Source organism: Streptomyces sp. enrichment culture (assembly GCF_964272855.1).
Lineage (GTDB): Bacteria > Actinomycetota > Actinomycetes > Streptomycetales > Streptomycetaceae > Streptomyces.
Map to the genome: position 1 here is coordinate 5,517,253 of NZ_OZ186847.1, position 24,706 is coordinate 5,541,958.

The window sequence follows — 24,706 nt, forward strand, 5'->3', positions numbered from 1 at the left end:
CTGGGGGTGCCCCCTGCTCGAAGAGCTTGGGGGAGTGCGTGCCGGGCGCCGCGAGCCAGGCGGGACTTTGCGGACACGAACTAGGGCGGTTCAGCCCTGTGCGCGGGCCCGGGCCTCCGTCAGCCGGGCCAGATGCTCCTCGTATCCCTTCGCGTAGTACGCCGCCCGGTCCGCGTCCGGCTCCACCACGGCCGTCGGCCGCGTCCACGCCCCGGCGTCCAGTTCGACGCCGAACCGCTCGGCCGCCGCGAGCACCGCGCCCCGCGCGCCCACCTCGCCCTCGACGACCCGCAGCGGCCGCCCCAGCACGTCGGCGAGCAGCCGCATCCACGCGGGGCTGCGGGTGCCGCCGCCGCACACCGCGAGCGAACCGGTCAGGCCCGCCGCCTGGAGGCAGTGCCGGGCCGCGTAGCCGATGCCCTCGCAGGTCGCACGGACCAGGTCGGCGCGGGTCGACTCCAGGCTGACGCCGAGGAGTTCGGCACGCAGCCGGGGCTCGACGAACGGGGCGCGCTCACCGGACGGGGCGAAGTACGGCAGCACCCGGACACCGTGCGCGCCGGGCGGGGTGGCCTCCAGCAGGCCGTCCACCTCCGCGTGCCGGACGCCGGTGGTGGCGAGCACCCAGTCCAGGGCCGCCGCGCCGACCATCGCGGGCATGGCGCGCAGCCAGTGGCCGGGCCGGTCGGTGGAGATGTACAGGCCGGCCGGCTCACCGGTCAGATCCAGGTCGGTGGTGGCCACCAGCGCGGCCAGACAGGTGCCGACGATCAGCAGGCCGTCGCCGGGGGCGGTGACGCCCGCGCCGAGCGCGCTCGCCGGCAGATCGTACGGCCCGTTCGCGAGCCTCGTGCCCGCCGGCAGGCCCTCGCGGGCCGGCGCGGTCGCCACCGGGTCGCTGACCGGCGCGAGCAGGCCCCGGCGGTGGGTGAGGCCGAGGAGTTCGACGACCCCGTTGTCGTACGCCCTGCTCCGGGGGTCCAGGAACGGCATCGACGCGTCCGACACGTCCGTCGTCGCCGGTGCTCCCGTCAGCCGCCGGAACACCATGTCCTTGCAGTACAGCGCGGTCGCCGCGGCGTCGAGGGCGGCCGGCTCGTGCCGGTCCAGCCAGGCCAGCAGGGGGCCCGGGCAGCCGGGGAACATCGCGCTCCCGGTGCGCCGGAACACCGCCTCGAAGGTGCCGTCCGCCAGCCACTGGCCGAGCAGCTGATGCGCCCGCCCGTCCATCCAGGAGGCCGCCGCGCGCACCGGGCGCCCCTCCTCGTCCACCAGCCACACCCCGTCGCCCTGCCCGGTCAGCCCGGCCACCGCGACCGGCCCCGGCACCCGCGCGGTCAGCGCGCCCAGCACCTCGACGACCGCCGCGTACACCTCCTCCATGTCCTGCTCGACGAACCCGCCCCGCAACGCGAGCCGCACCGGCCGGGACTCGACGGCCAGCTCCCGCCCGCCCTCGTCGAAGACGGCGGCCTTCACGACGGACGTGCCCACATCGATACCGACGAACATTCCGACCTCCCCTTAGTGCCGGTTGGTGGGCCCCTCAGGTCAGGCAGTGCGCCAGCGACTCCCCGCGCGCCCAGCGCCCCACCTCGGCGGCCGCGATGCGCGCGGCCTTCTCGGCGACCGCCCGGCTGGCGCCGCCCAGGTGCGGGGTCAGCACCAGCCGGTCCGCGAAGCCGTACAGCGGGGAGTCCGGCGGCAGCGGCTCGTGCGCGTAGGTGTCCAGCGCCGCCGCCGACACCCGCCCGCTCGCCAGCGCCGCGCACAGCGCGTCCTCGTCCAGCAGCGGCCCGCGCGCCGCGTTCACCACGACCGCGCCGGCCGGCAGCAGGTCCAGCTCACGGGCGCCGATCAGCCCCCGGGTCTCGGCGGTGAGCCGGGCGTGCAGGCTGAGCAGCCGGGAGCGGCGCACCAGCTCGTCCAGGGACGAGACGCGCAGACCGAGGATCTCGCCGCGCGCGTACGGGTCGTACACCATGACCTGCGCCCCGAACGCGCACAGCACCCGAGCCACCCGGCTGCCCACCGCGCCGTAGCCGACCAGCCCGACCGGCAGGTCCTCCAGCTCCAGACCGCTGTGCTCGTACGTGTAGTAGGCGGCGCCCTCCCAGCTGCCCCGGCCGGCCAGCGGGATGTGGGCCTGCGGGATGCGGCGCAGGGCGGCCAGCATCAGGCCGACGGTGAACTCGGCGGTGGCGGCGGCGTTCCGGCCGGGCGCGTAACAGACCCGCACGTCATGCGACTTGGCCGCGTCGAGGTTGACGTTCACCGGGCCGCCCCGGCACACCACGACCAGCCGCAGTCCGGGCGAGGCGTCGAGGACGCGGGCGGTGACCGGGCCCATCTGGGTGACCAGCACCTGACGGCCGTCGCCCAGTGCCTCGATCAGCTCGTCCTCGGCGTCGCTGGCCTCGGTCACCTCCGCCACCGGTCCGAACGGTTCCAGCGGCCAGCCGAGCCGCAGTTCCCGCACGTCCGCCGGGTGTTCGTGCCGGACCGCCTCCGCGATCAGCGACGGCAGCACGAAGCGGTCACCGGCGGCCACCACACGGACCGGGCCGGAACTCGTCGAAGAAGTCGGCGAAGAAGTCGGCGAAGAAGTCGGCGAAGGAGTCGTCGCAGGGGTCGTCGCAAAGGTCATCGCAGGGACTCTCCTGTCTCGGCGTCGAAGACATGGGTGAGGCCGGGGTCAGCGGCGATGCGGACCCGTTCGTCGTGGGCGAGCCGCACCTCCGGGCCGGTCAGCACGGTGACGGGCCGGGCGACGCCCGCGAGGGCGACGGTGGCGATGCCCGACTCCAGCAGCGGTTCGTGCGCCAGCACCTTCGCGGGCAGCCCGCCGGCGCCGGTCAGCGAAAGGTCCTCGGGCCGGACCCCGACGACCACCTCGCGGCCCGCATCGACCGGCACCGGCAGCGGCAGTTCCAGCCCGTCGGCGAGGCGGGTGGCACGGCCGCCGGGGGCCGCGGTGCCGGGCAGCAGGTTGATCGCGGGCTCGCCGACGAAGTCCGCGACGAAGACGGTGGCCGGGCTGTCGTAGATCTCGTACGGGGTGCCGAGCTGCTGGATCACGCCGTCACGCATCACGGCGATCCGGTCGGCGAGCGACAGGGCCTCCTCCTGGTCGTGGGTGACCAGGATCGTGGTGTGCCCCAGGTCACGCTGGATGCGTTTCAGCTCGCGGCGGGTGGTGTCGCGCTGGGCCGCGTCCAGGTGGGAGAGGGGTTCGTCGAGGAGCAGGACGTCCGGTTCGCGGATCAGGGCGCGGGCCAGGGCCACCCGCTGCTTCTGCCCGCTGGACAGACCGGCGGGCCGGGCGCCGAGGATGCCGGTGAGGCCGATGCGTTCCGCCATCTCGCCGACCCTGCGGTCCACGTCCTTGCGGCGGCCCCGCGCCCGCAGCCCGAACGCCAGGTTCTCGGCGACCGTCAGCGGCGGGTACAGCGCGTAGTTCTCGAACGCGACGCCGATGTTGCGCCGCTGCGCGGGGCGGTCCACGACCGACGCCCCGCCGACCAGGATGTCCCCGCCGGTCACCGCCTCCAGCCCGGCGATCATCCGCAGGGTGGTGGACTTGCCGCAGCCCGACGGGCCGAGCAGCCCCAGCAGTTCTCCGGAGCGCAGCGCGAGGTCGAGACCGCGCACCGCGTCGACCGGGGGCCGCCCGCGTGGGCGGTACGTCTTGCGCAGCTCACGTAGCTCCAGCTCGGTCATCGACGGCGTCCCCTTTTTCCCGGCTCGCTGGCGTCGCGCACACCTCGTAGCGGACCTTGTGCTCGTCCAGGTCGCGCAGCGCCTCGGCGGACGCCCCGTCGTCGACCAGCAGCAGGTCGAAACGGGACAGCGGCACGACGCGGTGCAGGGCGACCCGGCCCAGCTTGGTGTGGTCGATCAGCAGGACGTTGCGGGCGGCCGAGTCGAGCATCGCCCGCTTCACGGACACGATGTGCTGCTCCTGGTGGTAGGCGTGACCGGCGTGCACGGCCGACGTGGAGGCGAAGCAGACGTCCACGCGCAGCTGCTGCACCGCCTCGACGCAGGACACGCCGAGGAAGGAGGAGTGCAGCGGGTCGTAGTCGCCGCCCAGCGCCATCAGATGGATGCCGCGCTGGTCGGCGAGGAGGTTGACGGCCGGCAGGAAGTTGGTGACGACGGTGAGCGGGGTGATCTCGCCCAGCCGCAGCCGGCGGGCTATCTCCAGGGTGGACGTGGAGTCGTCCAGCATGACCGCCATGCCGGGTTCGATCAGCCGTGCCGCCCGGTCGGCGACGGCGGCCTTCTCGGCCCGCATCGTCTTCAGCCGGTACTGCACGTTCGACTCGAACACACCGGACGGCTGCGCGGTCACCCCGCCCCGGAACTTCCGTACGATGCCCTGCCGTTCCAGCTCGTCGAGGTCCCGGTGGATCGTCATCAGACTCACCCCGAAGCGCTCGGCCAGCTCGGCCGCCGTCGCCGATCCCTCCGCCAGCACCTGCTCGGCCATGGCGGCCTGCCGGGCCGCCGGTCCCTGAAACGCGTGGTTGCCGCTGCTCATCGTGTCCCGATCCGTCGTCCTGGGCGCTCCGGCCCGTCGGCCTCGAACAGCAGCAGGCTCTCAGGCCGCACCGACAGCCGTACCGGGGCGTCGGGACGCAGCCCCGCGGCCTCCGCGCGGGAGGCGACCAGGGCGACCTGGTGGGCGCCCAGCCGCACGGTCACCTCCACGGACCGGCCGAGGACCTCGGTGACGTAGACCGTGCCGTCCAGCGGGTGGCCCGGCCCGCCGAGCGTCAGATCGCGGGGGCGTACGCCGATCTGCGCCTCGCCGCGCGCGGAGGCCGCCACGGGCAGGGCGACCGCCCCGTCCGGCGTCCGGAAGACACCGTCCTCGACGGCCCCCGGCAGCAGATTGATCCGCGGCCTGCCGAACGCCCGCGCAACCCACGTGTCGTGGGGCCGGTGCCAGATCTCCTCCCGGGTCCCGGTCTGCACGATCCGCCCGTCCCGGATCACCCCGATCCGGTCGCCGAGCGCCAGCGCCTCCACCGCGTCATGGGTGACGTACAGCGTGGTCGTGCGCCGCACCGCGCCGATCGCCTTCAGCTCGGCCCGCATCTGCTGGCGCAGCTTGGCGTCCAGGTGGGAGAGGGGTTCGTCGAGCAGGAAGGCGCGGGCGGGGCGGACCAGGACCCGGCCGAGGGCGACCCGCTGCCGCTGCCCGTTGGACAGCTGGCCCACCGGGCGGTCCAGCAGCCCCTGAATGCCGAGGAGTCCGGCGACCTCGTCGATCCGGCGGCGGGCCTCCGCCGCCGGGACGCGGTGGCGGGGGGAGCGCAGCGGGGAGGCCAGGTTGTCGTGGGCGGTGCGGTGCGGGTAGAGGGCGTAGCTCTCGAAGCACATGGCCACGCCCCGGTCGTAGGGCTCGACCCCGCTCATGTCCCGCCCGTCGATCGCGACGGTCCCGGCGTCCGGCCGCTCCAGTCCGGCGACCGCCTTCAGTGTGGTCGTCTTGCCCGCGCCGGACGGGCCGAGCAGGCAGAAGAACTCGCCCTGCGCCACGTCCAGGTCGACCCCGTCGAGCGCGACCGTGCGGCCGTAGGCCTTCCGTATCCCCCGCAGCGACACCGTCACGACTTCACCGCCCCGAACGACAGCCCGCGCACCAGGTACCGCTGGATGAGCAGCGCCAGCAGCAGCGGCGGTACGACGGAGACCAGCGCGGCGGCGGCCGTGAGGTTGTACTTGGGCCGGTCGCCGCCGAGGAAGGACAGCGCGCCCACGGTGACGGTCTGCGCCTCGTTGGAGGTGAGGATCAGCGGGAAGACGAAGTTGTTCCAGGCGAAGATGAACGCCAGCAGGGACACGGCCGCGATCCCCGGCTTGACCAGCGGGACCGCCACCCGGAAGAACGCCTGCTTGCGGGTGTAGCCGTCGAGCAGCGCCGCCTGTTCCAGCTCGGGTGTCAGATCGGCGAAGTAGGATCGCATGATCCACACGATCAGCGGCAGGGTGACGAGCTGGAGCACCCACACCATCCCGACGTAGGTGTCGAACAGGCCCAGTTCCTGGTACAGCACGAACAGCGGGATGATCACGGTGAGTTCGGGCGCGAACCGGAACGACAGCAGGGTGAACATCAGGTTGTCGGAGCCCTTGAACCGCCGGCGCGCCGAGGCGTACGCCGCCGGCAGCCCGACCAGCAGCGACAGCGCCACCGCGCCCAGCGACACGACCAGGCTGTTCACGAAGAACCGGGTGAAGGGGATGCCCTCGCTGTCGCCGAGCACCGTCCGGTAGCCGTCGAGGGTGGGGGTGAAGGAGAAGTACGTGCTGAACAGCTGGTCGGCGGGTTTCAGGGAGAGGATCACCATCCAGGCGATGGGGAACAGCGCGAAGACGAAGTAGAGGATGAGGGCGGCGTCCGCGAGCCACCCCAGCCACCGCTTTCTCACCTGGTCACCTCCGCGGCCCGGCGCTGGATCCGCCCCAGGTGCTTCACCAGCACCATCGCGGCGAGATAGACCACGGCCCACAGCACGACCGTGTAGCTGATGCCGAACGAGTAGCGCTGGAAGCGGATCGCCTCCAGGTACGCCCGGATCTGCAGGACCACCGTGGAGTCGCCGGGCCCGCCCTCGGTGAGGGCGTAGATGATGTCGAACACCTTCAGCGAGTCCATGAACCGGAAGATCAGCGCGACCAGCACGTACGGCCACAGCATGGGCAGTGTCAGCCGCCGGAACGTGTACCACCGGCCCGCCCCGTCCACCGCCGCCGCCTCGAACGGGGAGGCGGGCAGCGAGCGCAGCCCGGCGAGCGCCAGGATCGCCACGAACGGCGTGTACACCCACACGTCGACGGCGATCGACGACAGCAGCGCCCCGGCGGGGGTGTCCGTCCACTGCACATCGCCCAGTCCGAACGGCTCCAGCAGATGGTTGACGACCCCCACCGACGGCTGGAGCATCAGCTTCCACATGATCGCGGCGATCACCGGGGCGATCATCAGCGGCAGGATCAGGATCTTCTCCAGCACCCGTCCGACCAGCGACGACCGGTTCAGCAGCAGCGCCACCGCGACCCCGAGCACGGTCTCGAACCCGGCCGCCCCGACCGCGTACAGCACCGTCACCCACGCGGAGTTCCAGAAGGACTCCTCGGTGAAGACGGTCCGGTAGTTGTCGAGGCCGACCATGTCCGGCTGCGGCTTGCTCGCCGCGAAGTCGAAGACCGTGTAGTACAGGCCGAGTCCGAACGGGTAGAGGATCCCGCAGGTCAGCAGCAGGGCGGGGACGATCAGGAGATACGGGCGCAGGGTGAGCCGGAGCTGCTTGGAGCGCCCCGGAGGCGAACCGGAGGACGCGGTCGGACGCACGGTCATCCGACCTTGCGGGCGAGGTCGTCCGCGAGCCCGTCGAGCACCGGCCGCGCGCCCTTCCCGCCGTAGATCTCCTGGAGCGCCGACGCCCAGCTGGTCGTCGCGTCGAAGAACTGCGCCTGCGGGGTGAACTGGATCTCCGTCTGCCCGGCGACCGTCTCGAAGGTCTCGATGAAGCCGGGGATGTCCTTCATCTTGTCCTTGTAGGCCGCGTCCTGGCTGACGGACCTGCGCACCGGGTCGATGTGGTTGTGGGTGACGGCGCCGCGCCGCAGATGCTCCTTGCCGGTCGCCCACTGCAGGAACAGCCAACTGGCGTTCTTGCGCTCGCTTCTGGCGTTCATGCCGAGCGACCAGATCCACATGTTGGTGGCGAGCGACCCGTCCGGTCCCTTCGGGCCCGGATGGAAGGCGATCTTCCCCGAGGCGGGGCCGGCCCCCTTCACCGCCTGGAAGTAGGCCGCCGTGTCCGCGTCGAACAGCATCCCGGCCTTCTTCGCGCCGAGGTCGCTGGAGCACTGGTACCAGGTGTACGACGTCCAGGACGGCGGCCCGCCCCGGCGCACCATGCCGGCCCAGTCCTCGGTGAACGCCACCGCCTCCGGGGAGTTCATCGCCGGGGTGAGCCGGTCGCCGGAGACGGTGAAGTCCTTCAGGCCGTAGCGGGCGTACATGGTCATGAAGCCGGGGTGGATGGTGGCCCAGCTGCGCGATCCGCGCACGGCGATGCCGTACATGCCGTCGAAGCCGGCGCCCGGCGCCTTCCGCTTGATCGTCTCGGCGAGTTCGCGCAGCTCGTCGAAGGACTCGGCAGGCTTGAGGCCCAGCTTGCGGAAGACGTCGGTGTTGTAGGCGACGACGTTGGTCTCCCAGCCCCACGGCAGCGCGTACTGCCCGCCCTGCCCGAGCGGCGCGCCCGCCTTCAGGTTCCACTGGTCGGCTTGGAGCAGGTTGGGGAAGAAGTCGTCCCGGTCCCACTCGTCGCCGGTCGCGGAGGAGTTGCGCATCCACGGCCCGAGGTCCTCCAGCCAGCCCGGCGGGCCGTACTGCCAGACCATGTACGCGCCGAGCATGAAGACGTCGTAGGAGGCGCGCCCGCTGGAGAGGTCGACGGTGAGCTTGTCGAAGTAGTTGTCCTCGGGGAAGACGTCGTACTCGACCTCTATGCCGGTCTTCTCGGTGAAGGACTTCAGGTCGGCGAGGAGCGCGTCCGTGTACGGGTGCTTGTTCAGCAGCGCCTTGACCGTGGTGCCCTTCTCCCGCTTCCAGTCGAAGGCGCCGGTGATGTCGTCGGCGGCCGAGCCGTCGCTCTCGCCGTCGTTCCCGCCGAACCCCGCGCCGCAGGCGGAGAGCAGGGGCGCCGCGGCCGCGGCGGCGGTGAGGGCGAGGAAGCGGCGGCGGTCGTGCACGGGCGTGTCCATCCGTGACCTCCACGTGAGGGCGGGTCGGGTCCGGGGCGGGGCGCGTTAACACGTCGAGTCGATTCGCTAACAGAGAGTGGAACGGCGGAAGTTGGGCGTCAATCCCTCGCGCACCCGAAAATCTCAGGGCACAGTGAGAAGTTCACATCCCGGCACGCGAAGCGTGGGAGGACGCGATGGCGGACGAGACTGCGGCCTGGCTGGGCGTCGACCTCGGCACACAGAGCGTCCGCGCCCTCCTCGCCACCGGGGACGGCACGGTCCTCGGCTCCGGCGCGGTCCCGGTGCGCGGCCGGCGGGACGGCGAGCGGCACGAGCAGGACCCGGGGGAGTGGTGGACGGCGGTGTGCGCGGCCACCCGGGAGGCGCTGCGGGAGCGCCCCGGGACCCGGATCGGCGGGCTCGCGGTGTGCGGCACGTCCGGGACCGTGCTGCTCACCGACCACACCGGGCGCCCGCTGGGACCGGCGCTGATGTACGACGACGGCCGGGCCGCGGCCGAGGCCGCCCGGCTGCGCGCGGCGGGCGTCACCGTCCAGGACACCTGGGCCCTGCCCAAGGCGCTCTGGCTCACCGCCGCGCACGGACCCGGCCGGATCACCCACCAGCCGGACGTGATCACGGCCCGGCTGGTCGGACACCCGGTGCCGGCCGATTCCAGCCACGCGCTGAAGACCGCGTACGACGTGGCGGCCGACGCCTGGCCCGGCCTGCCCGGCGTCCCCGAGGAGGCGCTGCCCGCCGTCGTCCGCCCCGGCACGGTCCTCGGCACGGTCTGCCCGGCCGCCGCCGAGGCCAGCGCCGTCCCCGCCGGCACGCCGGTCGTCGCGGGGATGACCGACGGCTGCGCGGCCCAGATCGCCTCCGGCGCGCTGCGGGAGGGCGCCTGGAACTCGGTCCTCGGCACCACCCTCGTACTGAAGGGGGCGGCCCGCGAGCCGGTGCGGGACGGCGCCGGCGTGGTCTACAACCACCGCGCCCCGGACGGGAGATGGCTGCCCGGCGGGGCGTCCAGCGTGGGCGCCGGCGTGCTCACCGCCCGCTTCCCCGACGCCGACGCCGCCGCGATGGACCGGCGGGCCGCGGCCCACGAACCCTCCGGCGCGGTGGCCTACCCCCTGGTGTCACCGGGCGAACGCTTCCCGTTCCAGGCCCCCGAGGCCACCGCCCTGCTCCTGGGAGAGCCGGCCTCCGACGCCGACCGGTGGGCGGCCCTCCTCCAGGGCGTCGGCCTCGCGGAACGCCTGTGCCTGGACTACCTCGACCACCTGGGAGCCCCGCTCGACGGCCCCCTCGCCTTCACCGGCGGCGCCACCCGCAGCCCCTACTGGACCCAGCTGCGCACCGACATCCTGGGCCGCCCGGCCCGCATCCCCGACCACCCCGAACCGGCCCTGGGCATGGCCGCGCTGGCCTGCCACGCCCTGACCCGCCCGACGGCCGCCCTCACCGACACGACCGACCGCATGGTCCGCGTCCGCACCACCGTCCACCCCCGCCCCGGTCACACCGACCGCTACACCGGCCCCTACCTCCGCCTCCTCGACGCCCTGGAGTCCCGCGGCTGGCTGCCGGCCCCGGTGGCGGCGCACGCGCGGCGCCGGGCCGAACAGGGCGCGGCGGCGGGCGGAGCGGGACTCGGAAAGGAAGACTGACGGCTCATGACCGCCACCCTTCTCCTCGCCCGGCACGGCCAGACCGTCTGGCACGCCGAGAACCGGTACGCCGGCGTCAGCGACATCGCGCTCACCGACACCGGCCGCGAGCAGGCGCGGGCCCTCGGGCGCTGGATCGGCGCGCATCCGGTCGACGCCGTCTGGACGTCGCCGCTGTCCCGGGCCGTGGCGACCGCCGAGCCCGCCTGCGCGGCGCTGCGGCTGACCCCGCACCGCGACCCCGATCTGCGCGAATGCGACTTCGGGGTGCTGGAGGGCCGTACGCTCGCGGAGTTCGCCGTCGAGGACCCGGCCCACGCCGAGGCCTACCGGGCGGACCCGGTGGCCCATCCCTTCCCCGGGGCCGAGGACCCGACGGCCGCCGCCGGGCGGGGCACGGCCGCCCTGCGCCGCATCGCTGCGGAACACCCCGGCGAGCGGGTCCTCGTCGTCGCCCACAACACCCTGCTGCGGCTGGTGCTGTGCCGGCTGCTCGGCATTCCGCTGGGCGACTACCGCCGGGTCTTCCCCAAGCTGCGCAACGCCGCCGTCAGCGAACTCCGCCTGGACGCCGGGCAGGCCGCCCTGCTGTCCCTCAACCTGCCCAGCGGGTGACAGCCCTGTGAGTCAGGTCCTCACAGGGCTGCCCCTTCACCGCGCCCGCCCGCGTGAAGGGTGAGAAGACGATCACGAGGCAGGCTTGTTGCAACTGAATTGCAACAACAAACTAACAGCAAAAAGCCCCCGTGTGGATCGCACGGGGGCTTTCGTGTCGTCGCGGCGGGTCAGTCCCTGGCGCGCGCCCGCTGCCAGGCGTAGCCGACGGCCGCCAGGACCAGCGTCATCGCGCCCGTCGAGTACAGCTGCACCCGGGTGTCCGGCTCCCGTGCCATCAGCACGAAGATCGCCACCATGCCGGCCAGCGCCACCCACGTCAGCACGGGGAACGCCCACATCCGCACGACCAGCTTCTCCGGCGCCTCACGCTCCACCCGGCGGCGCAGCCGCAGCTGGGAGACGGCGATGAAGATCCAGACGACCAGGATCACCGCGCCGATCATGTTGAGCAGCCAGGTGAAGACGTCGTCCGGCCGCCAGTAGCTGAGCAGGACGCACAGGAACCCGAACACGCTGGACGCCAGCACCGCGATCCGCGGCACCCCGCCCGACACCCGGCCCAGAGCCTTCGGGCCCTGCCCGCGCTCCACCAGCGAGTAGGCGATGCGCGAGGCGCCGTAGATGTTGGCGTTCATCGCGGACAGCAGCGCGACCAGCACGACCACGTTCATCAGCTGGCCCGCGCCGGGGATGCCGAGGTGGTCGAGGGTGGCGACGTACGGGCCCTTCTCGACGACCTCCTTCGAGTCCCACGGCACCAGCGTCACCACGACCGCCATCGAGCCGATGTAGAACAGGGCGATACGCCACATCGCGGTGCGCACCGCGCTCGCCACACCCCGCACCGGGTCCTCGGACTCGGCCGCCGCGATGGTGACCGTCTCCAGGCCGCCGTACGCGAACACCGAGGCGAGCAGGCCGATGACCAGGCCCTCACCGCCGCCCGGCATGAAGTCGGAGAGGTTGCTGGTGCCCGGCGCGTCCGTGCCCGGCAGCACGCCCAGGATGGCGAGCACACCCAGCACCAGGAACAGCGAGATCGCCAGCACCTTCAGCGCCGCGAACCAGAACTCGAACTCGCCGAAGTTCTTCACCGCCGCCAGGTTCGTCCCGCAGAAGACCACCATGAACAGCGCCACCCACGCCCACTCGGGCGTCCCCGGCAGCCAGCCGCTGACGATCTTCGCGGCGCCGATGCCCTCCAGGCCGACCGCCGTGCACAGCAGCACCCAGAAGGCCCAGCCGACGGTGAACCCGGCCCACGGGCCGATCGCCCGCTCGGCGTGCGCGGAGAAGGAGCCCGACGACGGGTACGCCGCCGACATCTCGCCCAGCATCCGCATCACCAGCATCACCAGGAGGCCGGAGAGGACGTAGGCGATGATGATCGAGGGTCCCGCGGCGGCGATGCCCGCGCCGGAGCCGACGAACAGCCCCGCGCCGATCACGCCGCCGAGGGCGATCATCGAGAGGTGGCGCTGCTTCAGGCCGTGGGAGAGGGAGGCGTCCGCCTGCGGCGAAGTCTCCTGCGTGCTGGTGCTGGGCATGGGCGCGGCTCGTCCGTCCAGGGGTGCGGGGACAGGGTAAAAAGCGCCCACAGTCTGGGCGGCGGTGCCGAACGAGGGACACCGCCGTTCACTATGCGGACGCGCGAACTACGGAGTGTACGACCCCCGTCACATCGGCGGGTTGGCGGAACCCTACAGCCGACCCTTCCCAGGCGCACGTGAGATATACGTCCTCACCTCAGTGACGGGTATCACGCCAAGATAGGTGTCATCCGCACTCTTTGTGAGCATCCCACCACACTCGCGCTCCAGCCTTTGTCGAGCCGTAACGGTGATCCGCTCAGGTGCCCTGGGTTAGCGTCACCAAGTCCCGTACCGCCCTCATCCGCGGAGTCCCCATGAGCACCGCCACCGCCACGTCCCCCGCCCGCCCGGGGCAGGTCCTCGCCGACCTCCTCCCGGCCTCCCGCGTCCGCGACATCGCCCTCGTGGCCGGCGGCGCCCTGCTCACCGGCCTCGCGGCCCAGATCTCCGTGCCCGTGCCCGGCTCCCCGGTGCCGGTGACCGGCCAGACCTTCGCCGCGCTGCTCGTCGGCACCGCCCTCGGCGCCGGCCGCGGCTTCCTCTCCCTCGCCCTGTACGCCCTGGCCGGGCTCGCCGGTGTGCCGTGGTTCGCCGGCGGCTCCTCCGGCGTCATGCCGTCCTTCGGCTACATCGTCGGCATGATGCTCGCCGCGCTCGCCGTCGGCGCCCTCGCCCGCCGCGGCGCCGACCGCTCCCCGTGGCGCACGGCCGGCGCGATGCTGCTCGGCGAGGCGATCATCTACGCGGTCGGCGTGCCCTACCTGGCGCTGGCGACGGACATGTCCGCCTCCGCCGCGATCGCGGCCGGCCTCACCCCGTTCCTGATCGGCGACGCCCTGAAGGCGGCCCTGGCGATGGGCGTGCTGCCCACCGCCTGGAAGCTCGTCGACAAGCGCTGACCGCGAGGTTCTCTCAGGCGGTACGGAAGAGGTTCGCCGGGTCGTGAAGCGACTTCAGCCCGGCGAGCCTCTTCCGCGTCCCGGCGTCGTACAGCCCCTCGGTCCGGTCCCCGGCCCCGAAGGCGAAGTTGACGGCCCGCCCCAGGGTGTCCGGCGCGAGCAGCGCGAACGCCGGGTCCAGCAGCGCGCGGGCCCGCTCCCGGTCGCCCGTCGTCAGCAGCCGCACCAGGAACCGCCCCTCGCGGAACGGCACCGCGTTCGGCGCGCTGCGCGCCAGCGCCCCGCCCAGATGGTTGACCTGTACGACCACCATGGCCTCCGCGTCCGGCCCGGTGCGCCGCAGCACCCGGCCCGCCCGCGCCGCGTCCAGCGAGCCCAGCACCGCGCTGTCGCCGTAGTAGGCGTGCGGGAAGTCCGGGTCGCTGTGGATGGTGTGGCTCTCGGCATACGGCATCTCCCGCAGCGAGTCGGCCAGTACCGGCCCGATCTCCCGCAGCGGCGCCACCAGCCGCTCCCCGTCCGCGCCGGTGTACGCGACCCGCACGGACACCACGTACCGGCCCCGCAGACCCGGCGGCAGCGCGGGGACGTCCGGGTACGGCACGGCCGCGAAGGACGAGGTCAGCCCGTCCGGCACGGTCCGCGTCCACGCCTCGTAGGCCGCCAGCACGGCCGCCGGGTCCACGCGCCGCCCGTCGAAGGCGAGCGAACCGCCGTACAGCCGGGCCACCGGGACCAGCCCGGTCTCCAGCCCGGTGACGACGCCGAGGCCGTGCCCGCCGCCCAGCAGCCCCCAGTACAGCTCCGAGTCCCGGGTCAGCCCGCGGTGCAGGCGCCCGTCGGCGGTGACGACGTCGAGGGAGCGGACGTGGTCGGCGGCGTAGCCGAACTCCCGGGCGAGGATGCCGAGTCCGCCGCCCAGGGTGTAGCCGACGGCCCCGACGGACGGCGCCGAGCCGTTCAGCGGCGCCAGCCCGTGGCGGGTGGCGGCCGCCACCACCTCGCCCCAGCGGACACCCGCCTGCACGCGGGCCGTGCGGGCGACCGGGTCGACGGTGACGCGGTCCATGCGCCGCGTGGTGACGAGGACCCCGTCCTCGACGGCGCCGGGCACGCCGTGGCCGGTCGCCTGGACGGCGAGCGGCAGGTCCCGTGCGGCCGCGTACCGCACGGCGGCCGCCACGTCCCCGGCCGAGGAAGCGCCGACGACGACGGCGGGCCGCCGTACGAACCCGGTCTGGAAACCGGCGGTCTCCTCCGCGTAACCGGCGTCACCGGGGCGGAGGACGAGCAGATCTGCGGTGCTGTTCGGGAGGCTCATGGCGGCGAGGATGGCGCCATAACCTGACAACCACCGTCAGCTTTTCCCAGTCCGCTCCGGAATCAACTCCCGGCCGGCCGCCGCCGGGTCCACCACGCCCCGGCCGCGCCCGCCGCGACCAGCACGGCCCCGGCCGCGCCCAGCGGCACCAGCGCCTCCCGCGCGACGCCGGTCCTCGGCAGCTCGTCGCCGCCCGGCGCCACCGGCTGGTTGTCGGTGCCGAGCAGCAGGGGAGTGGCCGGGGCGTCCGGCGACGGGTTCACCGTGCCGAAGGGCACCGGGCCCTGCTGCCAGAACGTGGTGCTCCCGTCGGCGGACTGCACCGGCAGGCAGATCTTCCCCTCCTTGCCGAGGTCGTAGGTGGCGTCGACGTCGTAAGACCGGGACCTCCCGGCGCCGAGTTCGCCGACGGCGCAGCTGTAGCCGCTGTTCGAACCCTCGGGCAGATCCTTTTCCGGAATCTCCGTGCAGCCCTTCACTTCATTGATCCGAAGGCCGTCGAATCCGACGACCAAGAGCCGGATGTCGTCGCTTTCCTTGGTTCCTCCGTTCTTTACCGTCGCGGTGATCGCCGTCTTTTTCGAACTGTTGTCGACGGAGATCCGCTCGGGCAGCAACGTCGTCAGTTCGACGCCCGCCGGAGCCTGTTCGACGGCCTTTCCCCCTTCGCTGCTGCCAGGTCCCTCGTCCTTCGCGCCGGCAGTGGTGGAAAGGATCACCACTGCCGAGAAAGATGCCGCGACCAGCGATCCCACGATGGCCGTCCTACGGCGAGAACTCATGTTCGGCCCCCTCGTCCCCCTTGGCTGCGCCTGAATTCGCAGCACTTGAAGAGGTACCACAAGATTTCGCCCCACTATGCTGGTACGGCGCGAAGTGGGGCCATTATGGGGGTGCAGCGAATTGCCGGGATCTTCGGGGCTGTTGGTGGCGGAGCGCTATCGGCTGGTCGAAAGCATAGGCCAGGGAGGAATGGGGCGGGTGTGGCGAGCCGCCGACGAAATACTCGACCGGGAAGTCGCCGTCAAGGAAATGCGGATAGACGGTCTCGACGCGGAGGACGCCCGCACCCGCCGCGAACGGGTCCTGCGCGAGGCCCGGGCCACCGCCCGCCTCGACCACCCCAACGTCGTACGCGTCTACGACGTGGTCGACGAGGGTGAACGCCTTTGGATCGTCATGGAGTTGATACCCGGCCGCTCCCTGGAGCAGGTGATGACCGAGCAGGGCCCGCTCAGCCCGCGCGAGACCGCCCGCGTCGGTCTCGGCCTGGTCGCCGCCCTGCGCGAGGTGCACGCGCGGGGCGTCCTGCACCGGGACATCAAACCCGGCAACGTGCTGGCCGGACCGGACGGCCGGCGCGTCGTGCTCACCGACTTCGGCATCGCCGCCATCCAGGACGCCAAGGCGCTCACCATGGCCGGCATGCTGGTCGGCTCACCCGACTACATGGCCCCCGAGCGGGTGTCGGGCCGCCCCCAGGGCCCGCCGTCCGACCTGTGGTCCCTCGGCGCCACCCTCTGCGCGGCCCTCGCCGGGCACTCCCCGTTCTCCCGTGACACCACGCTCGCCACCCTGCACGCCGTCCTCTACGAGGAACCTCGGCTGCCGCACTCCGCGGGTCCGCTGTCCGACGTGCTGTCCGCCCTCCTCGCCAAGGACCCGGCGGCCCGCCCCGATCTGGCGGCCGTGGAGGCGGCCCTGCACCCCGTGGCCTTCCCCGCGCCGACGCCGACCCTCGAGCCGACCCCGGTCCTCATCCGCCCCCCGGACCCGCGGCCCGCGAGAACCCGCCCCCGTCTCCAGGTGTTCCTGGCCGCGGCGGGCGTCCTCACCGCCGCCGCCCTGACCGCGATCGTCCTCACCGCCACCTCCGGCACCCCGGACCACGGCGACGACCGGGCGGCCGGGTCGCCTGCCACCGGCGCGCACCCCACGGTCGAGGGAACCTCCCGGCCGCCGAGTCTCCCGCCGGGCACCCGCAGGGAGGCGGGCGGGTTCGCCTGGGCACCCCCGGAGGGCTGGCGCCGGGACGTGAAGACGGCGGCCGAGATCCACTACACCTCTCCCGACGGCACCCAGGAACTCGTCGCCAAGTCCGCCCTGGCCCGCGGCGACCTGATGGAGACGTGGCGCACCTCGGAACAGAACGCCCACCAAGGGCGCGACTACCGCAAGATCCGGCTGGAGGAGACGGAGTTCCGCGGCCATCCGGCGGTGGTCTGGGAGTACGCCTTCACCCTCGACGGCGCCGACTGGCACGCCCGGCTGCTCGGCTTCACCGCGAAGGGGAAGTCGTACCAGATCAACACCTGGTACCGGCCGCGCACGGAGGCGGCGGCGTTGCGGGTCTACGACGACGTGAAGCAGGGCTTCACGGTGCTGTGAGACACGCGAGGGGCCCCGCGGCCTTGCGGCCGCGGGGCCCCGGAAATGTCGGGCGACCGGAGGTCAGTCGGCCGTGACCGCCTCCTGCTCCTGCTGCTCCTGGCCGGCGCCGAGCTTCTGCCGGACGAAGGCGATGGCCAGCACCACGGCCGCCACCAGCAGCGACAGCAGCACGGTCTTGCGTCCGTCGTGCTCGGTGTCGGTGAGCATGTAGCCGAGGACGAAGACGATCAGCGCGGCGGCCGCCCAGGTCAGGTACGGGTACAGCCACATCTTCACGACCAGCTTCTCCGGCGCCTCGGCCTGGATGATCTTCCGCATGCGCAGCTGCGAGAAGCAGATGACGAGCCAGACGAACAGCGCGACCGCACCGCTGGAGTTGACCAGGAAGAGGAAGACGGAGTCCGGGAACTTGTAGTTGAAGAACACCGCCACGAACCCGAAGACGACGGACACCAGGATCGCGGTCCGCGGCACACCGCGGCTCGTGGTCTTCGCGAACGCCTTCGGCGCGTCACCGCGCTGGCCGAGCGAGAAGGCCATCCGGGAGGCCGTGTACAGGCCCGAGTTGAGACAGGACAGCACCGAGGTCAGCACGATGAAGTTCATGATCTGACCGGCGTGCGCGATGCCGAGCGAGTCGAGGGCGGCCACGTAGGAGCCCTTGTCCGCGATGGCCTTGGAGTCCCACGGCAGCAGCGAGACGACGACGAGGATCGAGCCCAGGTAGAAGACGCCGATACGCCAGATGATGCTGTTGGTGGACTTGGTGACGGCCCGCTGCGGGTCCTCGGACTCACCGGCCGCGAGGGTGGCGATCTCGGAGCCCATGAAGGAGAAGACGACGAGCAGGACACCGGTCAGGATCGCTCCCGGCCCGTTGGGCAGGAAGCCGCCGTGCTCGGTCAGGTTGGACAGTCCGGCCTGCTCGCTGTCGACGCCGGGCAGCAGCCCGAAGACGGCGAGACCGCCGACCACGATGAACGCGGCGATGGCGACGACCTTGATGCCGGCGAACCAGAACTCGAACTCGCCGTAGGAGCTGACGGAGACCAGGTTGGTGCCGGTCAGCACGATCATCACGATGAGGGCCCAGGCCCACTGCGGTACGGCGGGCACCCAGCCCTCGAGGATCACGGCACCGGCGGTCGCCTCGACCGCGAGCACCACGACCCAGAAGAACCAGTAGAGCCAGCCGATGGAGAACCCGGCCCAGCGGCCGAGGGCGCGGTCGGCGTGCGCGGAGAACGAGCCGGAGGTCGGGTTGGCGGCCGACATCTCGCCGAGCATGCGCATCACCAGCACCACGAGCGTGCCGACGAGCGCGTACGACAGGAGGATGCCCGGGCCGGCGGTGGCGATACCGGAGGAGGACCCCACGAAGAGTCCGGCGCCGATGACGCCGCCGATGGCGATCATGGACAGATGGCGGTTCTTGAGCCCTGCGTGAAGCCCGCCACCGGAACCGGGATCGCCGGGTCCTCCGGGGCCTCCGTGGCCGTTTTCGGCCTTCGTCAGGGTCGGCTGCGAAGTCATGGGACGGATTCCTTTGCGCCGGATGATCAGATTCCCGTACGAGCGGCGTACGAGTCGGACCAGTGAATCCGAGGCGAAGGAATTCTTGAACCTTTGATTCCGGATCGTTACTTGAGGTTTTCCTGAGGTTTCGTGGCAGGACTCACATTTTTCGGCGCCACACCCGGGCCTGCCGACCCGCAACACGCATGTCACACTCATCCCATGCGCGTGTATCTCGGCTCGGACCATGCCGGCTTCGAACTCAAGAACCACCTCGTCGAATGGCTCAAGGCGGCGGGGCACGAGCCCGTCGACTGCGGCCCGCACATCTACGACGCCCAGGACGACTACCCGCCCTTCTGCCTCCGCGCCGCCGAGCGCACCGCCGCCGACGCCGACGCCCTCGGCATCGTGATCGGCGGCTCCGGCAACGGCGAGCAGATCGCGGCCAACAAGGTCAAGGGCGTCCGGGCAGCGCTCGCCTGGAGCGAGGAGACCGCGGCGCTGGGCCGCCAGCACAACAACGCGAACGTGGTGGCCGTGGGCGCGCGCATGCACACCCAGGAGGAGGCGACCAAGTTCGTCGAGGTCTTCCTGGGCACCCCCTTCTCCGGTGACGAGCGTCACATCCGCCGTATCGACATGCTGGCGGGGTACGAGACGACGGGCGACCTGCCGCCGATCCCGGCGCACCACCCGCAGCAGGACTGACGCTGCCCCCCGGGGGGCTGGAAGGAAACAGGCACCGTGCCAGAGGGGCACACGATCCACCGGCTGGCGTCCGACTACGCCGCCCGCTTCTCCGGCACGGCCCCCCGGGTGACCAGCCCCCAGGGCAAGTTCTCGGACGCCGCCGACCTCCTGGACAAGTCGGTCCTCACCGCCACCGAGGCCCACGGCAAGCACCTGTTCCTGCGCTTCCGTGACACCGACTGGGTCCACATCCACCTGGGCCTGTTCGGCAAGGTCACCTTCGGCGACGCCCCCGCCCCGCCGCCCACCGACACCGTCCGCCTGCGCCTCGCCGACGACAGCTCCTACGTCGACCTGCGCGGGCCGACCGCCTGCGCGCTCATCACCCCCGACGAGAAGCGGGCGATACACGACCGGCTGGGCCCCGACCCGCTCCGCGACGACGCCGACCCGGACGCCGTCTACCGGCGGATCTCCCGCAGCCGCACGACGATCGCCGCCCTGCTGATGGACCAGAAGGTCATCGCCGGAGTCGGCAACGTCTACCGCGCCGAGGTGCTCTTCCGGCACGGCATCGACCCCTACCGGGCGGGCAAGGACGTCACACCCGCCGAGTGGCGGGCGATCTGGGCCGACCTCGTCGAGCTGATGCGCGAGGGCGTGCGCAACAACCGCATCGACACCGTCCGCCCCGAGCACATGCCGGAGGCCATGGGCCGCCCGCCGCGCGTCGACGACCACGGCGGCGAGGTGTACGTCTACCGCCGGGCGAACCTGCCCTGCCACATCTGTGGCGGCGAGATCCGCACCGCCGGTCTCGCCGCCCGCAACCTCTTCTGGTGCCCCGCCTGCCAGCGCGCCTGACCCGGCCGGCTCAGAACCCGTGCGGCAGCCAGGGCGCCACCGCGGAACCGAACGCCACCGACGCCTCCGCCAGCGCCCCGGCCCGCAGCTCCCGCACCCGGCCGGCCGCGCCCAGCGCCGTCAGACCCACCCCGCCGAGATACGCCGACCCCAACTCCCGCACGGACAGCGCCAGGTCCGCCGCGTCCGTCGTACGCTCGCACGACGCGCCCTTGGCGTCACCGCTCAGCCGCCAGCGGCCCGTGTTCCACGGGCAGAAGTCGTCCGTCACGTCGAGCACCACGTCCACCGGCGCCTGATACGTCCGCGCCTGAAGCGCGGCGCCCACCTCCACCGGCCGCAGATACAGCGAGTCCCGCCGCCGCGGCCGGCACCGCCGGATGTCCGACACCAGGTACTGCCAGGCGTCGTCGAGCGGCCGCCCCCGCACGACCAGCGTGGACGTCAGGTCGATCCCGAACAGGAACCGCCACAGCGCCGCGTCCGCCGCCGGGTCCAGCGCCGCCGTGTCCTCCAGGACCACCGTGCCGTCGTGGCCGCTCTCGCCCCAGCCGATCCGCACCCGGTACCGCGCGTACCCCACGGTCCGGCCGTCCCGCTCGGCGACCACGCACAGCAGCGGCGACGCCCCGTCCCGCTCGCTCTCCGGGTCCAGCAGGCCCACCCGCTCCCAGCCCGGCCGCCGCGCCAGCATGCCGGGCCGCCCGGGCACCAGCCCGGCGTAGACCGCCTCGCACGCGCCGAGCACCTCGTCGGGCGCCGCGAACCGCAGCCGTACGTCATCGGTCCCGGCCGGCACCGACAACCGCACCCGGGCGGTGTCGATCTCCGCGCCGAGCGCGTACGTCGCCACGCCGTACCCGAACCGGCCGTAGATGGCCGGCTCGGAGGCGGTCAGCACCGCCAGCGGTTCGCCCCAGGAGCGGACGTCGTCCAGCTGCCTGCGCATCATCGAGGTCAGCACCCCGCGCCGCCGGTGCGTGCCCGCCACGCCGACCATCGTGACGCCCGCCGCGGGCACCGACGCTCCGCCGGGCACGGTCAGCCGGAACGTGAACGCCCCCGCGGTGCCCACACAGGCGTCGCCGTCCCAGACACCCAGGGAACGGTCGAACTCGGTGAGCTCACGCCACAGTTCCCGCTCCTCGGCCGCCTCCGGCACCCCGCCGAACGCGCGCAGCAGGGTCTCGTACCACACGTCCCAGTCGTCCGGCCGCAGGACGCGAGGCCCGCCCGACCCGTCACTCGCCATCGCCATGGTCCATGCCTACCAGGGCAAGCAGGGGCGAGCCAGGGAATTTCCGGCAGGTGGCGGCACGGCGGCTTTCCGTGAAGTTCACTGTGAAGTCGAGCCTCGGACGGGGGACAAGTGGGACCTCCCGTGCCAAGCGACTGGTCCGATGGATAGGGTCCCGAACTGATGGCAGCAGGACGAGAGCGGCGCGCGGCGGCCGAGACGTTCCCGGCCCGGTGGAAGATGCAGTGGCACCGGGTCCGCGTCGGCCTGCGCAGAAGCGCCGTCGACTACTTCCGCGGCGACGGCTCCGACTGGGTCGCCCTCGCCGGACTGCTGCTCACCGTCCCGCTGATCGCGGTCACCACACTGGCCAACCCGGTGTGGTGCTCCCCGGCCGCGCTGGTCCTGCCGATCGTCGCGGGCGGCCTGCTGCTGCGCCCGGCGAGCCTGCTCGGCCTGTACGCCGCCGCCGCGACCGCGCTGATCGTGGAGTCCGTCCAGCTTGGCCCCTACACCGAGGGCCCCTCCCGGGTCACCCCGGGCGTGGTGCTGGTGGTCGCCGCCTGCGGGTTCTTCGGGCTGCTCATCGCCCAGTTCCGCAGCCGGGTCGGCGTGCCCTGGCGGCGCGGCGGGACCATGCTGTTCGACCTGCGCGAACGCATCCGCACCCAGAGCCGGCTGCCCAAGCTGCCGGCCGGCTGGCACCGCGAGATGGCGCTGCGCCCGGCCGGCGGCCAGTCGTTCTCCGGCGACTTCGTGGTCGCGGCCCGCACGGGCGGCGGCCGCACCCTGGAGGTCGTCCTCACCGACGTCTCCGGCAAGGGCATGGACGCGGCCTCCCGCGCCCTGCTCCTGGCCGGCGCCTTCAGCGGCCTGCTCGGCTCCCTGCCGCCGCACACCTTCCTCCCGGCCGCCAACGGCTATCTGCTCCGGCAGGACTGGGACGAGGGCTTCGCGACCTCCATCCACCTCGTCCTGGACCTGGACTCGGGCGACTACGAGCTGTACTCCGCGGGCCACCCGCCGGGGCTCCAGCTGAGCGCGGGCAGCGGCCGCTGGGAGGAGAAGGCGGCCGAGGGCCCGCTCCTCGGTGTGTACGAGGGCGCACAGTTCGACCCGGTGAAGGGCTCGCTGCGGCCCGGAGACGTGTTGATGCTGTTCACGGACGGACTCGTGGAGACCTCCGACCGCGACATCGTCGAGGGCATCGACCGCCTCACCGGCGAGGCCGACCGCTATGTCGCCGGCGGCTTCCAGGGCGCCGCCTGGCACCTCATCGAGGCCGTCGCCAAGGACGTCAACGACGACCGGGCCCTGCTGCTGATCTGCCGCGAGGGCCCCACGGCCACGGCCCAGGCCCAGCTGCACGCGCAGGCGCGGGCGGCCGTCCGCTGAGACACTGGCGGGGTGACCGAGACCCCGCGCACCCTGCCCCTCGCCGAGGTGGAGGCCCTGGCCCGCGCCGCGCACCAGGGCCAGACCGACAAGGCCGGCCGCCCCTACGCCGAACACCTCCAGGCCGTCGCGGAGGGCGTCCGAGCCCGCGGCGGCGACGCCGAGCAGATCACCGCCGCCTGGCTGCACGACGCCGTGGAGGACGACGCGCTGCCCGTACGGTGGCTGGACCAGGCCCCGCTGAGCCACCGCACGAAGGACATCGTGCGGGCGGTCACCAAGCGGCCGGGCGAATCCCCGCAGGAGTACGCCGCCCGCATCCTCGCCACTCCCGGCGCACTGCTGGTGAAGGAGGCGGACCTGGCCCACAACGCGGACCCGGCCCGTCTCGCCGCCCTCGACGAACCGACCCGCACACGACTGACCGAGAAGTACGCGCGGATGCGCGAACTTCTCGGTCTTCGAGGGTGACGCCGGGCGAACCTGCCTCAGACGCGGGCGGTTTCGCGCCTGCTGTCGCTCCTGCCGCCGTTCGTCCCGTTACCGCCCGACTCGTTCTTCTGGCGGTCCCGGGCGAGTTGGGCGGCGTCCTGCTTGAACGCCCACTCCATCCTCGGCTCCATCGCGAACCGGAACACCCGCTGCACCGGCTTGGTGCACAGCAGGGTCACGCCGATCGCGGCGAGCACGGACACGAAGATCTCACCGAGCGGCCGGTGCAGCCAGGCGTGGTCGAACCAGCCGCGGTACTCGCCGGCCTTCACCACGAAGCCGTGCAGCAGATAGCCGTACAGCGTGCCCGCGCCCAGCGCGGTGAACCACAGGTGGCGGCGCGGCACCCAGGCGAAGAAGCAGGCGGTCAGCACCATCGAGCAGCCGAACATGGCCAGCACCATCACCGGCCCGACCCACCACGGCACGCCCAGCTCCTGCGCGGAGTCCCGGTGGTAGAACCAGGCGGTGTTCATCCGAGGCACGGCCCACCAGCCCACGGCCATCGCCACGGCGAAGACCGGCACCGACAGGATCCGCACCGAGCGGCGGCGCACCATCTGGAAGTGCTCGGGCTTCATGCACAGGCCGAGCACGAAGTACGGCAGGAACTGCAGCACCCGCTGCAGGTCAAGGTCGTCACCGATCTCCGGGGCGACCGACGCGGCCATCGCGATGCCGAGCGCGATCGGCAGCGGCCAGCGGATCAGCTTCCAGATCGGGGTGGTGAGCCGCCACAGGAACAGCGCGCACAGGAACCAGGTGAGATACCAGGGATCGAGAAGGCTGATCTCCTGTCCCGGATCGTGGTCGATCACCCGCTTGAAGAGCGGATAGGCCGTCTCGAAGACGATGTACGGCACGGCGACACCGGTGATCAGCCGCTTCAGCCGGCTGGGGCGCATGTCGAAACTGCGCGAGAAGAAGCCGGAGATGATGATGAACGCCGGCATGTGGAAGGTGTACACGACCGTGTACGCGCCCTCCAGGATGCGGCTGTCGTCCTTCAGCGGCTCCCAGGCGTGACCGATGGCCACCAGCACGATCGCCAGGTATTTGGCGTTGTCGAAGAACGCGTCGCGCTGCTTGCCGGACTGCGGGCTCTGCGGTGAGCGCGGGCTCGGCACTCCCGAAGCCGGCGACTGTGCCGGTGGAAGCGGCGCCCTGCGGCGGGAGGAGGCGGCGTGGAACATCTGAGGCACCCTAGCGTCGTCTGTGGGGTCGCGTAAAACCCTCCACGTCATTCA

Annotated in this window: 22 protein-coding genes; 8 read left to right on the top strand and 14 right to left on the bottom strand. The window is 72.4% G+C overall.

The window, feature by feature from the left end; translation table 11 throughout:
- Positions 1–90 precede the first annotated feature (90 nt).
- The 8 genes from ACSU6L_RS24300 to ACSU6L_RS24335 form a co-directional block, all read right to left on the bottom strand.
- A complete protein-coding gene (locus tag ACSU6L_RS24300) occupies positions 91–1,512 on the bottom strand; it encodes an FGGY family carbohydrate kinase (RefSeq protein WP_437060014.1) in 1,422 nt (473 codons plus the stop codon).
- A 34-nt stretch (positions 1,513–1,546) separates the two neighbouring features.
- The gene (locus ACSU6L_RS24305; RefSeq protein ID WP_437060016.1) at positions 1,547–2,551 is read right to left on the bottom strand and encodes a 2-hydroxyacid dehydrogenase; all 1,005 of its coding nucleotides are present in this window, start codon (positions 2,549–2,551) and stop codon (positions 1,547–1,549) included.
- 92 nt (positions 2,552–2,643) lie between these two features.
- Positions 2,644–3,720 carry an ABC transporter ATP-binding protein gene (locus tag ACSU6L_RS24310; protein ID WP_437060018.1) on the bottom strand — a complete coding sequence of 359 codons (1,077 nt, stop codon included), beginning with the start codon at positions 3,718–3,720 and terminating at the stop codon, positions 2,644–2,646.
- The gene (locus ACSU6L_RS24315; RefSeq protein ID WP_437060020.1) at positions 3,698–4,543 is read right to left on the bottom strand and encodes a DeoR/GlpR family DNA-binding transcription regulator; all 846 of its coding nucleotides are present in this window, start codon (positions 4,541–4,543) and stop codon (positions 3,698–3,700) included. The genes ACSU6L_RS24310 and ACSU6L_RS24315 overlap by 23 nt, the downstream gene beginning before the upstream one ends.
- Positions 4,540–5,619, bottom strand: coding sequence for an ABC transporter ATP-binding protein (locus ACSU6L_RS24320; RefSeq protein WP_437060022.1), 1,080 nt, complete (start codon positions 5,617–5,619; stop codon positions 4,540–4,542). Before ACSU6L_RS24320 ends, ACSU6L_RS24315 begins: the two co-directional genes overlap by 4 nt.
- Positions 5,616–6,440 carry a carbohydrate ABC transporter permease gene (locus ACSU6L_RS24325; protein ID WP_437060024.1) on the bottom strand — a complete coding sequence of 275 codons (825 nt, stop codon included), beginning with the start codon at positions 6,438–6,440 and terminating at the stop codon, positions 5,616–5,618. The genes ACSU6L_RS24320 and ACSU6L_RS24325 overlap by 4 nt, the downstream gene beginning before the upstream one ends.
- Positions 6,437–7,369, bottom strand: a complete 933-nt coding sequence (locus tag ACSU6L_RS24330) for a carbohydrate ABC transporter permease (protein WP_437060026.1) — start codon at positions 7,367–7,369, stop codon at positions 6,437–6,439. Before ACSU6L_RS24330 ends, ACSU6L_RS24325 begins: the two co-directional genes overlap by 4 nt.
- Complete coding sequence (locus ACSU6L_RS24335) at positions 7,366–8,787, bottom strand: ABC transporter substrate-binding protein (protein ID WP_437060028.1); 1,422 nt, start codon at positions 8,785–8,787, stop codon at positions 7,366–7,368. Before ACSU6L_RS24335 ends, ACSU6L_RS24330 begins: the two co-directional genes overlap by 4 nt.
- A gap of 176 nt (positions 8,788–8,963) precedes the next feature.
- On the opposite strand from ACSU6L_RS24335, the gene ACSU6L_RS24340 reads away from it, so the two are divergent.
- Together ACSU6L_RS24340 and ACSU6L_RS24345 are read left to right on the top strand one after the other, a co-directional pair.
- Positions 8,964–10,442, top strand: a complete 1,479-nt coding sequence (locus ACSU6L_RS24340; protein WP_437060030.1) for an FGGY-family carbohydrate kinase — start codon at positions 8,964–8,966, stop codon at positions 10,440–10,442.
- 6 nt (positions 10,443–10,448) lie between these two features.
- Positions 10,449–11,057 carry a histidine phosphatase family protein gene (locus ACSU6L_RS24345; RefSeq protein ID WP_437060032.1) on the top strand — a complete coding sequence of 203 codons (609 nt, stop codon included), beginning with the start codon at positions 10,449–10,451 and terminating at the stop codon, positions 11,055–11,057.
- Positions 11,058–11,227: 170 nt separating this feature from the next.
- Here ACSU6L_RS24345 and ACSU6L_RS24350 read toward each other — a convergent pair whose 3' ends face one another.
- Positions 11,228–12,607, bottom strand: a complete 1,380-nt coding sequence (locus ACSU6L_RS24350) for an amino acid permease (protein WP_437060034.1) — start codon at positions 12,605–12,607, stop codon at positions 11,228–11,230.
- A gap of 359 nt (positions 12,608–12,966) precedes the next feature.
- On the opposite strand from ACSU6L_RS24350, the gene ACSU6L_RS24355 reads away from it, so the two are divergent.
- Complete coding sequence (locus ACSU6L_RS24355; RefSeq protein ID WP_437060036.1) at positions 12,967–13,551, top strand: biotin transporter BioY; 585 nt, start codon at positions 12,967–12,969, stop codon at positions 13,549–13,551.
- Positions 13,552–13,564: 13 nt separating this feature from the next.
- Here the strand turns inward: ACSU6L_RS24355 and ACSU6L_RS24360 are convergent, their stop codons facing one another.
- Together ACSU6L_RS24360 and ACSU6L_RS24365 are read right to left on the bottom strand one after the other, a co-directional pair.
- On the bottom strand, positions 13,565–14,872 hold the full coding sequence (locus ACSU6L_RS24360; RefSeq protein ID WP_437060038.1) for an FAD-binding oxidoreductase: 1,308 nt from the start codon (positions 14,870–14,872) through the stop codon (positions 13,565–13,567).
- Between the two features lie 62 nt (positions 14,873–14,934).
- Positions 14,935–15,654, bottom strand: coding sequence for a hypothetical protein (locus tag ACSU6L_RS24365; protein WP_437065032.1), 720 nt, complete (start codon positions 15,652–15,654; stop codon positions 14,935–14,937).
- A 145-nt stretch (positions 15,655–15,799) separates the two neighbouring features.
- Here ACSU6L_RS24365 and ACSU6L_RS24370 point away from each other — a divergent pair, with 145 nt between their 5' ends.
- Positions 15,800–17,260 (top strand): serine/threonine-protein kinase, encoded by a 1,461-nt coding sequence (locus ACSU6L_RS24370; protein WP_437060040.1) that lies wholly within the window; start codon positions 15,800–15,802, stop codon positions 17,258–17,260.
- 63 nt (positions 17,261–17,323) lie between these two features.
- Here the strand turns inward: ACSU6L_RS24370 and ACSU6L_RS24375 are convergent, their stop codons facing one another.
- On the bottom strand, positions 17,324–18,796 hold the full coding sequence (locus ACSU6L_RS24375; protein ID WP_437060042.1) for an amino acid permease: 1,473 nt from the start codon (positions 18,794–18,796) through the stop codon (positions 17,324–17,326).
- Positions 18,797–19,000: 204 nt separating this feature from the next.
- On the opposite strand from ACSU6L_RS24375, the gene ACSU6L_RS24380 reads away from it, so the two are divergent.
- Both ACSU6L_RS24380 and ACSU6L_RS24385 read left to right on the top strand, forming a co-directional pair.
- Positions 19,001–19,489 (top strand): ribose-5-phosphate isomerase, encoded by a 489-nt coding sequence (locus ACSU6L_RS24380; RefSeq protein ID WP_437060044.1) that lies wholly within the window; start codon positions 19,001–19,003, stop codon positions 19,487–19,489.
- Between the two features lie 36 nt (positions 19,490–19,525).
- Entirely contained in the window at positions 19,526–20,335 is an 810-nt protein-coding gene (locus ACSU6L_RS24385) for an Fpg/Nei family DNA glycosylase (protein ID WP_437060046.1), read from the top strand.
- Positions 20,336–20,345: 10 nt separating this feature from the next.
- Here the strand turns inward: ACSU6L_RS24385 and ACSU6L_RS24390 are convergent, their stop codons facing one another.
- A complete protein-coding gene (locus ACSU6L_RS24390; protein WP_437065034.1) occupies positions 20,346–21,587 on the bottom strand; it encodes a GNAT family N-acetyltransferase in 1,242 nt (413 codons plus the stop codon).
- A 168-nt stretch (positions 21,588–21,755) separates the two neighbouring features.
- Between ACSU6L_RS24390 and ACSU6L_RS24395 the strand changes: the two genes are divergently transcribed.
- Together ACSU6L_RS24395 and ACSU6L_RS24400 are read left to right on the top strand one after the other, a co-directional pair.
- Entirely contained in the window at positions 21,756–22,967 is a 1,212-nt protein-coding gene (locus tag ACSU6L_RS24395) for a PP2C family protein-serine/threonine phosphatase (protein WP_437060048.1), read from the top strand.
- A 12-nt stretch (positions 22,968–22,979) separates the two neighbouring features.
- Positions 22,980–23,438 (top strand): HD domain-containing protein, encoded by a 459-nt coding sequence (locus tag ACSU6L_RS24400; protein ID WP_437060050.1) that lies wholly within the window; start codon positions 22,980–22,982, stop codon positions 23,436–23,438.
- 17 nt (positions 23,439–23,455) lie between these two features.
- Here the strand turns inward: ACSU6L_RS24400 and ACSU6L_RS24405 are convergent, their stop codons facing one another.
- Entirely contained in the window at positions 23,456–24,652 is a 1,197-nt protein-coding gene (locus tag ACSU6L_RS24405; RefSeq protein WP_437060052.1) for an acyltransferase family protein, read from the bottom strand.
- Between the last annotated feature and the right edge of the window lie 54 nt (positions 24,653–24,706).

Excerpts from the sequence above, each read along its gene's own strand:
- ACSU6L_RS24300 (WP_437060014.1), bottom strand. The coding sequence starts at position 1,512 with ATGTTCGTCGGTATCGATGTGGGCACGTCCGTCGTGAAGGCCGCCGTC.
- ACSU6L_RS24345 (WP_437060032.1), top strand. The coding sequence starts at position 10,449 with ATGACCGCCACCCTTCTCCTCGCCCGGCACGGCCAGACCGTCTGGCAC.
- ACSU6L_RS24365 (WP_437065032.1), bottom strand. The coding sequence starts at position 15,654 with ATGAGTTCTCGCCGTAGGACGGCCATCGTGGGATCGCTGGTCGCGGCA.
- ACSU6L_RS24310 (WP_437060018.1), bottom strand. The coding sequence starts at position 3,720 with ATGACCGAGCTGGAGCTACGTGAGCTGCGCAAGACGTACCGCCCACGC.
- ACSU6L_RS24375 (WP_437060042.1), bottom strand. The coding sequence starts at position 18,796 with ATGACTTCGCAGCCGACCCTGACGAAGGCCGAAAACGGCCACGGAGGC.
- ACSU6L_RS24395 (WP_437060048.1), top strand. The coding sequence starts at position 21,756 with ATGGCAGCAGGACGAGAGCGGCGCGCGGCGGCCGAGACGTTCCCGGCC.
- ACSU6L_RS24335 (WP_437060028.1), bottom strand. The coding sequence starts at position 8,787 with ATGGACACGCCCGTGCACGACCGCCGCCGCTTCCTCGCCCTCACCGCC.
- ACSU6L_RS24330 (WP_437060026.1), bottom strand. The coding sequence starts at position 7,369 with ATGACCGTGCGTCCGACCGCGTCCTCCGGTTCGCCTCCGGGGCGCTCC.
- ACSU6L_RS24390 (WP_437065034.1), bottom strand. The coding sequence starts at position 21,587 with ATGGCGAGTGACGGGTCGGGCGGGCCTCGCGTCCTGCGGCCGGACGAC.
- ACSU6L_RS24355 (WP_437060036.1), top strand. The coding sequence starts at position 12,967 with ATGAGCACCGCCACCGCCACGTCCCCCGCCCGCCCGGGGCAGGTCCTC.
- ACSU6L_RS24405 (WP_437060052.1), bottom strand. The coding sequence starts at position 24,652 with ATGTTCCACGCCGCCTCCTCCCGCCGCAGGGCGCCGCTTCCACCGGCA.
- ACSU6L_RS24350 (WP_437060034.1), bottom strand. The coding sequence starts at position 12,607 with ATGCCCAGCACCAGCACGCAGGAGACTTCGCCGCAGGCGGACGCCTCC.
- ACSU6L_RS24360 (WP_437060038.1), bottom strand. The coding sequence starts at position 14,872 with ATGAGCCTCCCGAACAGCACCGCAGATCTGCTCGTCCTCCGCCCCGGT.
- ACSU6L_RS24380 (WP_437060044.1), top strand. The coding sequence starts at position 19,001 with ATGCGCGTGTATCTCGGCTCGGACCATGCCGGCTTCGAACTCAAGAAC.
- ACSU6L_RS24315 (WP_437060020.1), bottom strand. The coding sequence starts at position 4,543 with ATGAGCAGCGGCAACCACGCGTTTCAGGGACCGGCGGCCCGGCAGGCC.
- ACSU6L_RS24340 (WP_437060030.1), top strand. The coding sequence starts at position 8,964 with ATGGCGGACGAGACTGCGGCCTGGCTGGGCGTCGACCTCGGCACACAG.